We start from the raw sequence: 8,014 nt of genomic DNA, 5'->3' as shown, positions 1-8,014 counted from the left end.
ACGGGGGTCGTCTCAGAACTTCGTGAAGTCGGGCGGGTCACCGGGGCCGCCGGGGACGCCCCGACGGCGGCGTCGATCGTCGCGCCGAGCCGGGCCAGCGCGCTCGGGTAGCAGGTGTCGGTCTCGCACGGCAGGGCCGGCGACGACGCGTAGCGGGCGTCGGCGTAGCGCGAGCCGAGGGTGCCGAGGACGGCGACGACGTAGTGCCGCTGCCGCCGGCCCGGCAGGGCGTCGACGATGCCGGCGTCCGCGCCGAACGTGTACGTCGTCGCGGTCTTGTGCGCGAAGGTCACCTCGGCCGCGGCGTTGCACGGGCGGACGTCCTGGCCGTACGGGACGTCGCCCACGGTCACGGTGCCGTGAGCCGGGTCGACCCAGCGCGGGGCGACCGCGTGCGGGACGCCGCGGGCGACGTCGGCGCGGCCGCACCAGTTCGTCGTCGAGAGCGCCTCGTTGAAGCCCTGCTCGCCGAGCGTGCGCAGGAGCAGGGCGCGCGACCCGGCCGAGAGGACGTCGGCGCTGCGCACCGGGCGGCCGCGGTCGTCGTCCCAGAGCGGGCCGGTCGCGCCCCGGACGAGCAGCAGCAGGCGGGCGGTGTCGAGCGCGGTCATGGTGATCCGCCCCGGGGTCCAGCGGCCGCCGGTGGCCGGGTCGGTGCCGTCGACGTGGATCGTCGACAGGCCCACCGAGGCCAGCCAGGCGTTCATCGGGCCGACCTCGTCGCGCGCGTGCAGCTGGGCCAGGAGCATGCACGTCGCGGCGTGGTCGCTCGACGCGAGCGCCCGGTCGAGCAGGGCGCGGGTCGTCGCGGTGGCCGGGGCCGCCCCGTCGACGCAGGACTCGGCCCCGCCTGCGCGGTACGTCCACGGCGCGTCGAGGTCGAGCCTGCCGGCGTCGGCGAGGCGCAGCGTCTGGACGGCGACGACGAGACCGAAGAGCGCCCCGGGGTACGGGCTCATGACGTCGAGGCGGGCCGACGCGGACGCCGGTGCGAGCAGGTCGCCCGCCGGCCACGGGGCGTCCCACGCGGTCGCGCCGTTCCAGCGGTCGTCGTCCCAGCGGTGCCAGCGGACCGACCGGGAGGCGAGGTCGGCGCCGACCTCGACGACGGCGCCGGTCGGGGCGTCCCGGCCGAGGACGGCGTTCGCGACGGCGGTGACCCGGCCCGCGTCGTCGAGCTCGATGACCGCCGCGTCGACCGTGGGCGCGAACGCGGCGGCGGGTGCGCCGTCCGGGCAGCCGCCGCCCGCCGGGCACCGGCCCTCGACCGGCCCGAAGTCGACGAGCCCGAAGAACCCGGACGTCGCGAGCGCCCGGCGCAGCGTCGCCGACAGGGCCGCGCTGCGGCGGGCGACGTCGTCGCCCCGGGTCCGCAGGCCGTCGCCCGCGGCCGCGGGGGCGGCCGGCCGCGCGACGTCGGGCCGGCCCGCGGCGGGTGGTGCGGCGGAGGCCCCCGTCACGGGCAGCGCCACGGCCACGCAGACCGCGGCGGTCGCGAGACCGGCGGCGGCGCGGGCGGCGCGGCGAAGGGGAGGCACCCCGGGATGTTACGTGACCGAACGGCCGGGACCGGGCAACCGGGGGCACGAGCCGCACATCGGTCGCGGCCCGGGGCCGACCCTTCCCGGTGCCTCAGAGCCCGTCGGGCGGGCAGAGCGTCTGCGGGGCCGCGGCCGTGACCGCCTGGGCCTGGGCGGGCCGCTCCCCCGCGGCGACGAGCGCGCTCACGACGTCCGGCCCGGTCCGGCCGTCGGAGAGCAGGCGGCAGGCCCGCACGCCGTACCCGAGCACGTCGAGCCGGGACGACCACCCGCCGGTGCCGCTGAGCCGGACCGCCTCGAGGAACGCGGCCTGCTGGTCGGGGCCGGGCGACGACAGCGGTGGCGGCGGCTGGTAGCCCTGGGCCGCGGCGGCGGCCGGGGCCGCCGACGGCAGGGCCGCCGGGGCGGCGTCGGAGCCCGTGCCGTCGTCCGACGCACCGGGGTTCCCGAGGAAGGCCTGCAGGCCGAGGCCGCAGACCGCGACGAGGACCGCGATCATCGCGAGCAGGCCCGCACCGTGCACGGTCTGCAGCGCGGACCGTCCCGGCCCGTCGGCCTGCGGCGCGAGGTCGTCGCGCTCGTCCATGTGCACCCTCCGCCGGATGCCGTGTCGGGCGCTCCGCGGGATCAGCATGCACCGGTGCACGCCACCGGTGCACGCCGTGATCGGTGAACGGTCGGCGGCCGGACCCGGGCCGGCTCAGTACGTGGGCAGCGCGGGGTCGATCTCGCGGGCCCAGGCCAGGACACCCCCGGCGACGTGCACGGCGTCCGTGCGGCCCGCCGCGAGCAGCGCACCGAGCGCCTCCGCGGACCGGCCGCCCGCCTTGCAGTGCAGGACGACCCGGCGGCCCTCGGCGAGGTCGGCCGGCCACTGCTTCGTCTGCGCGGCCGCGATGACGTCGGCCTTGGGGACGCCGACCGCCCCCGGGATGACGACGATCTCCCGCTCGTACGGCTCTCGGACGTCGACGAGGACGAAGTCGGTCTCGCCGCGCTCGCGGGCGGCGAGCAGGTCGCGCAGGGCGTGGACGTCGATCGTCGCGGCCGAGACGGCGCCGGCCCCGTCGGTCTGCTCCGGGAGCAGCCCGCAGAACCGGTCGTAGTCGACGAGCGCGGTGATGGGCGGCAGCGCCGGGTTCGGCCGGACGTTGAGCGTGCGCCACGTCATGGCGAGGGCGTCGAAGACCATGAGCCGCCCGACGAGGCTGTCGCCGATGCCGCACACGAGCTTGACCGCCTCGGTCGCCATGACCGACCCGATCGCGGCGCAGAGCACCCCGAGGACGCCGCCCTCGGCGCACGACGGCACCGCACCGGGCGGCGGCGGCTCGGGGAACAGGTCCCGGTAGGTCGGGCCGTGCCCGGCCCAGAAGACGCTCACCTGGCCGTCGAACCGGAAGATCGACCCCCACACCTCGGGGATGCCGAGGATCGCGCAGGCGTCGTTGACGAGGTAGCGGGTCGGGAAGTTGTCCGTGCCGTCGAGCACGAGGTCGTACCCGCGCAGGATGTCGAGGGCGTTCGTGCTGTCCAGGTGCACGGGGTGCTTGACCACCGTGACGTGCGGGTTGACCTCGGCGACCCGGTCGGCGGCGCTGTCGACCTTCGGGCGGCCGACGTCGCTCTCGCCGTGGACGACCTGCCGCTGCAGGTTCGACGCGTCGACGACGTCCGCGTCGACCACCCCGATCGTCCCCACGCCCGCGGCCGCGAGATAGAGCAGCGCCGGGCTGCCCAGACCGCCCGCTCCGACGACGAGCACCCGGGCGTTCTTCAGCCGGCGCTGCCCGGTGACCCCGACGTCCGGCAGGATCAGGTGCCGCGAGTAGCGCTGCATCTCGGCGGCGCTCAGCGGCTCGGCGGGCTCGACGAGCGGCGGCATCGGGCTCATGCGCCGACCCTACGTCGGCCCGGCGACAGCCGTCAGCCGGCGTCCGGGTACGGCCACGAGTTCGGCCGGCAGCCCTTGAGCCCCTTGGTCTGCTGCATCATCACCGGCGCCCGGCGGCCGGCCCCCGGGCACATGAGGTGCCCGTGCCCGAGCGCGTGCCCCACCTCGTGGTTGACGACGTAGCGCCGGTACCCGGCGAGGTCCTTGCCGTACTCGGGGATGCCCTTGACCCACCGGTAGACGGTGATGACGGTGGCGTCGCCGGAGTGGCAGGACAGCCGGCCGAAGGTCTGCAGCGGGCGGCACAGCCGCGCCGAGGTGTCCGGGGACGCGAGGACCAGTCGGACGTCCGCCGTCCCGTCGGTGCGGGCGAACCGGTAGCCGTCGTGCGCCCACGACCGCTCGTCGTTGAGCGTCGCGAGGGCGAAGTCGGCGAACCGGCGGCCGTCGACCTCCAGGCCGCCCTCCACCTCGATCCGGACCCGGACGACCTTGCCCGTTCCGGGGGCCGCCGAGGACCCCGGCACGACCTTCAGCCGGCCGGAACCGCGCTGCGGGAAGGACGCCGAGAGCAGGCCGGCGGCGACGTCGGCCTTCGTGAGGCCCTTCGGCGGTGCTGTCGCCGGCGTCGTAGCCGGTGCGGACGGCGACGTGCTCGGTGACGCGGACGGCGTCACGTCCGGAACGGCGGACGACGGCGCCACGGCGGACGGTGCGGCGGCGGACGACGACGCGGCGGACGGCGACGGGCTCGTCACCGAGGTCCGCACGGTGCCGTCGGGCGACCCCGCCAGGGCCCAGCCACCGGCCCCGAGCCCCGCGACGAGAGCGATGCCGAGGACGGCCGCGGCCGGGCGGCTGACCCGAGGCGCGGCGTCGGATCCGTGGCGCGGCACGTCCCGCAGCATGCCATGCGGACCGGCTCCGGGCCGCGGCGCGGCCCTCTGCTCTGGGACCCGGCCGTTACCCACGGGTAGGATCCCCGCTGACCCGTTCCACCGAGGAGGACCCCTGACCACGCCCGACACCCGCACCCGGGGCACCCGCCTGCCCCGCAGCGCGCGCCGCACCCAGCTCCTGGGGGCCGCCCGCGAGGTCTTCGTGGCGCAGGGCTACCACGCGGCGGCGATGGACGAGATCGCCGACCGCGCCGGTGTGAGCAAGCCGGTCCTCTACCAGCACTTCCCGGGCAAGCGGGAGCTCTACCTCGCGCTCATCGAGCAGCACAGCGCCGAGCTGCTCGCCGGCGTGCGCCGGGCGCTCGCGTCGACGTCGGACAACAAGCTCCGGGTCGCCGCGACGATCGGGGCGTACTTCGAGTTCATCGACTCCGAGAGCGAGGCCTTCCGGCTCGTCTTCGAGTCCGACCTGCGCAGCGACCCCGAAGTCCGCGACATGGTCGACAACGTGACGATCGGCTGCGCCCAGGCGATCGCCGACGTCATCGGCGAGCAGACCGGCCTGCCCCGCGACGAGGCCGAGCTCCTCGGCGTCGCGCTCGCCGGGATGGCGAACCAGACGGCCCGCTACTGGCTCGAGACCGGCCGGCGGATCGACCGCGAGGCGGCCGACCGGCTCATCGCGCAGCTGTCCTGGCGGGGCGTGCGCGGCTTCCCGCGGGCGGACGCCGAGCACCCGCCGGCCGAGCCCGGCCCAGCGGCCGCACCCGCCTGACGCCACGCCCTGCGCGAACACGGGACCGCCGGTCGGCGCACGACCGGTGCGGTCGGTTAGCCTGCGGGTCGAACTGGAACTCACCCGACGCCGCCCGCCCGACGCGGACCGGCGAGGGCGACGAAACTGGGAGGGCACTGGCGTGGAGGTCAAGATCGGCGTCCGGGACGTGGCGCGCGAGGTCACGCTGGAGTCCGAGCTCAAGCCCGAAGAGGTGCGCGCGGCCGTCGACGCGGCCGTGAGCGGAGGCACGCTGCTCCAGCTCACGGACGACCGTGGTCGCCTCGTCCTCATCCCCGGGGCGCTCATCGGCTACGTCGAGATCGGCGCGCCCGAGCGCGGCAAGGTGGGGTTCGCCTCCACCTGAGCCGGGCACAGCGGCGAACGCAGAAGCCTCCGGACCCTCGCGGGTGCCGGAGGCTTCCTGCGTCGGGGGCCGTCAGGCGGCCAGGCCCAGCGCGGCCATCCGCCGGGTGTGCCCGTCGGTGAGCCGGCCGAACATCCGCACGATCTCGCCGAGGTCGGCGCCCGGCCGGTCGGCCGAGCCGACGAGCAACGCGGCCAGGCCGTCCCGGTCCGCCGCGACCCGCTGCGCCTGGCTGAGCGCCTCGCCGACGAGCCGCCGGCCCCACAGCGCGAGCCGGCCGGCGAGCTTCGGGTCGGCCTCGATCGCCGCCCGGACCTCGCGGACGACGAAGGCGGCCTGGCCGGAGTCCTTGACGACGTTCGTCACGAGCGCGTGCGTCGCCGGGTCGAGGAACGCGCTGACCTCGCGGTAGAAGTCGGAGGCGATGCCGTCCCCGACGTACGCCTTGACGAGGCCCTCGAGCCAGGTCTGGGGCGCCGTCCGCTCGTGGAAGGCGTCGATCGGCGCGACGAAGGGCTCCATCGCGGTCTGCACGTCGACCCCGGTCTCCTCGAGCCGGGCCCGGAGCTGCTCGAAGTGCCGGAACTCGGCGACCGCCATCCGGCTCAGCTCGGCCTTGGCGGCCAGCCCGGGGGCCATGGACGCGCCGACGGGCTGCTCGCTCATGGACGGCAGGGTAGCGAGCCGGGAGCCAGGTACCATCGGGTACGTACACGGATGACCGGTCGGGAGACGATCGGCTCCGACCACCGCGGAGCGGCCCGCCGACGCGCCCACCGGGCGCAGTCCCGGCGTGCGGCCCCCGCCGAAGGAAAAGGCACACGTGTCCGCAGACGCCTCCACCGATCAGAGCACCGACCCGAGCACCGTGGACAGCACGGCCGAGCCCCTCGAGGGCGGCGAACCGGAGCAGGAGCCGACGGCTCCGCACGTCCCGACGTTCGCCGAGCTGGGGGTCGACGAGCGCATCTGCGCCGCGCTCGACAAGGTCGGCATCACCCACGCCTTCCCCATCCAGCACATGACCCTGCCGGTCGCGCTCACGGGCAACGACATCATCGGCCAGGCGAAGACCGGCACCGGCAAGACGCTCGGGTTCGGCATCCCCGTGCTCCAGCGGGTGGCCGGCCCCGGCGAGCCCGGCTGGGACGACCTCGAGGCGCCCGGCAAGCCGCAGGCGCTCGTCGTGGTCCCGACCCGTGAGCTCGCCGTCCAGGTCGCCAACGACCTCGACACCGCGTCGAAGATGCGCGCCGTGCGCGTCCTCACCGTCTACGGCGGCCGGGCGTACGAGCCGCAGATCGAGGCGCTCCGCAAGGGCATCGAGGTCGTCGTCGGCACCCCCGGCCGGCTCCTCGACCTCGCCCAGCAGGGCCACCTCGTGCTCGCGCACGCCCGGATCGTCGTCCTCGACGAGGCCGACGAGATGCTCGACCTGGGCTTCCTCCCGGACGTCGAGCGGATCCTCAACCACACCCCGGCCGGCCGGCAGACGATGCTCTTCTCGGCGACGATGCCGTCCGCGGTCGTCGCGCTCGCGCGCCGCTTCATGACCCAGCCGACGCACATCCGCGCCTCGGAGCCGGACGACACCGGTGCCACCGTCCGCGCGACGAAGCAGTTCGTCTACCGGGCGCACGCGCTCGACAAGATCGAGATGGTCGCCCGGATCCTGCAGTCCCGCGGCCGCGGCCTGACGATGATCTTCGCCCGCACGAAGCGGACCGTCGCGAACGTCGCCGAGCAGCTCGAGGAGCGCGGCTTCGCGGCCGCCGCCATCCACGGCGACCTCGGCCAGGGCGCCCGCGAGCAGGCGCTGCGCGCGTTCCGCAACGGCAAGGTCGACGTCCTCGTCGCCACCGACGTCGCGGCCCGCGGCATCGACGTCGACGACGTCACGCACGTCATCAACTACGCGTGCCCCGAGGACGAGAAGACGTACCTGCACCGGATCGGTCGCACCGGCCGCGCCGGGAACACGGGCGTCGCGGTGACCTTCGTCGACTGGGACGACCTGCACAAGTGGATGATGATCAACAAGACGCTCGACCTCGGCATCCCCGAGGCCACCGAGACGTACTCGTCGTCCCCGCACCTGTTCACCCAGCTCGACATCCCCGAGGGCACCAAGGGCATGCTCCCCCGGGCCGCCCGCACCCGCGCCGGCCTGGACGCCGAGGAGGTCGAGGACCTCGGCGAGACCGGCCGCGGCCCGCGCGGCGGCCGGGGCGCCAAGGACGCCGGTCGTGGCGGCCGGGACGGCGGGCGCGACAGCGGTCGCGGCGGTCGTGACGGCGGCCGGGACGCCGGTCGGGACGCCGGTCGTGGCCGTGGCCGGGACGCGGCGCCGGAGGGCGACGCCACCGGCCCGGCCGAGGACGACGCCCCGCGGCCCCGTCGCAACCGCAACCGCAAGCGCACCGTGGGCGGCGTCGCCGTCCGGGAGGGCGCCGAGGGTGCGGCCGACCAGGACGCCGCGGCTCCCGTGACGCCGGCCGGCGACGCGACGGCCGCGGTCTTCACCGCGCCCGGCACGGA

General features: G+C 76.0%; 8 protein-coding genes. 3 read left to right on the top strand and 5 right to left on the bottom strand.

The genetic code is table 11. The features are described 5' to 3' along the window. The 4 genes from EDJALFJO_RS10005 to EDJALFJO_RS09990 form a co-directional block, all read right to left on the bottom strand. A partial coding sequence (locus tag EDJALFJO_RS10005) for a serine hydrolase (RefSeq protein WP_088284731.1) occupies window positions 1–1,538 on the bottom strand: 1,538 nt, incomplete at its 3' end. Window positions 1,539–1,632: 94 nt separating this feature from the next. After that, window positions 1,633–2,127, bottom strand: a complete 495-nt coding sequence (locus EDJALFJO_RS10000) for a DUF732 domain-containing protein (RefSeq protein ID WP_158220368.1) — start codon at window positions 2,125–2,127, stop codon at window positions 1,633–1,635. A 114-nt stretch (window positions 2,128–2,241) separates the two neighbouring features. Next, window positions 2,242–3,435 (bottom strand): molybdopterin-synthase adenylyltransferase MoeB, encoded by a 1,194-nt coding sequence (gene moeB / locus EDJALFJO_RS09995; protein ID WP_088284727.1) that lies wholly within the window; start codon window positions 3,433–3,435, stop codon window positions 2,242–2,244. Between the two features lie 32 nt (window positions 3,436–3,467). Then, entirely contained in the window at window positions 3,468–4,331 is an 864-nt protein-coding gene (locus EDJALFJO_RS09990) for a DUF3152 domain-containing protein (protein ID WP_143448429.1), read from the bottom strand. Between the two features lie 115 nt (window positions 4,332–4,446). On the opposite strand from EDJALFJO_RS09990, the gene EDJALFJO_RS09985 reads away from it, so the two are divergent. Both EDJALFJO_RS09985 and EDJALFJO_RS09980 read left to right on the top strand, forming a co-directional pair. Further along, on the top strand, window positions 4,447–5,109 hold the full coding sequence (locus EDJALFJO_RS09985) for a TetR/AcrR family transcriptional regulator (protein WP_304441273.1): 663 nt from the start codon (window positions 4,447–4,449) through the stop codon (window positions 5,107–5,109). A 142-nt stretch (window positions 5,110–5,251) separates the two neighbouring features. Beyond that, the gene (locus tag EDJALFJO_RS09980) at window positions 5,252–5,476 is read left to right on the top strand and encodes a DUF3107 domain-containing protein (RefSeq protein ID WP_088284721.1); all 225 of its coding nucleotides are present in this window, start codon (window positions 5,252–5,254) and stop codon (window positions 5,474–5,476) included. A 72-nt stretch (window positions 5,477–5,548) separates the two neighbouring features. On the opposite strand, the gene EDJALFJO_RS09975 is transcribed toward EDJALFJO_RS09980, so the two are convergent. Further along, the gene (locus tag EDJALFJO_RS09975; protein WP_088284719.1) at window positions 5,549–6,178 is read right to left on the bottom strand and encodes a ferritin-like fold-containing protein; all 630 of its coding nucleotides are present in this window, start codon (window positions 6,176–6,178) and stop codon (window positions 5,549–5,551) included. Between the two features lie 121 nt (window positions 6,179–6,299). On the opposite strand from EDJALFJO_RS09975, the gene EDJALFJO_RS09970 reads away from it, so the two are divergent. Then, window positions 6,300–8,014: DEAD/DEAH box helicase (locus EDJALFJO_RS09970; RefSeq protein ID WP_233149782.1), on the top strand; the 1,715-nt coding region annotated here is incomplete at its 3' end.

The sequence above is a fragment of the Kineosporia sp. A_224 genome, from assembly GCF_002198655.1.
Taxonomy (GTDB): Bacteria; Actinomycetota; Actinomycetes; order Actinomycetales; family Kineosporiaceae; genus R-H-3.
This window is presented reverse-complemented; position numbering and strand designations above follow the sequence as displayed.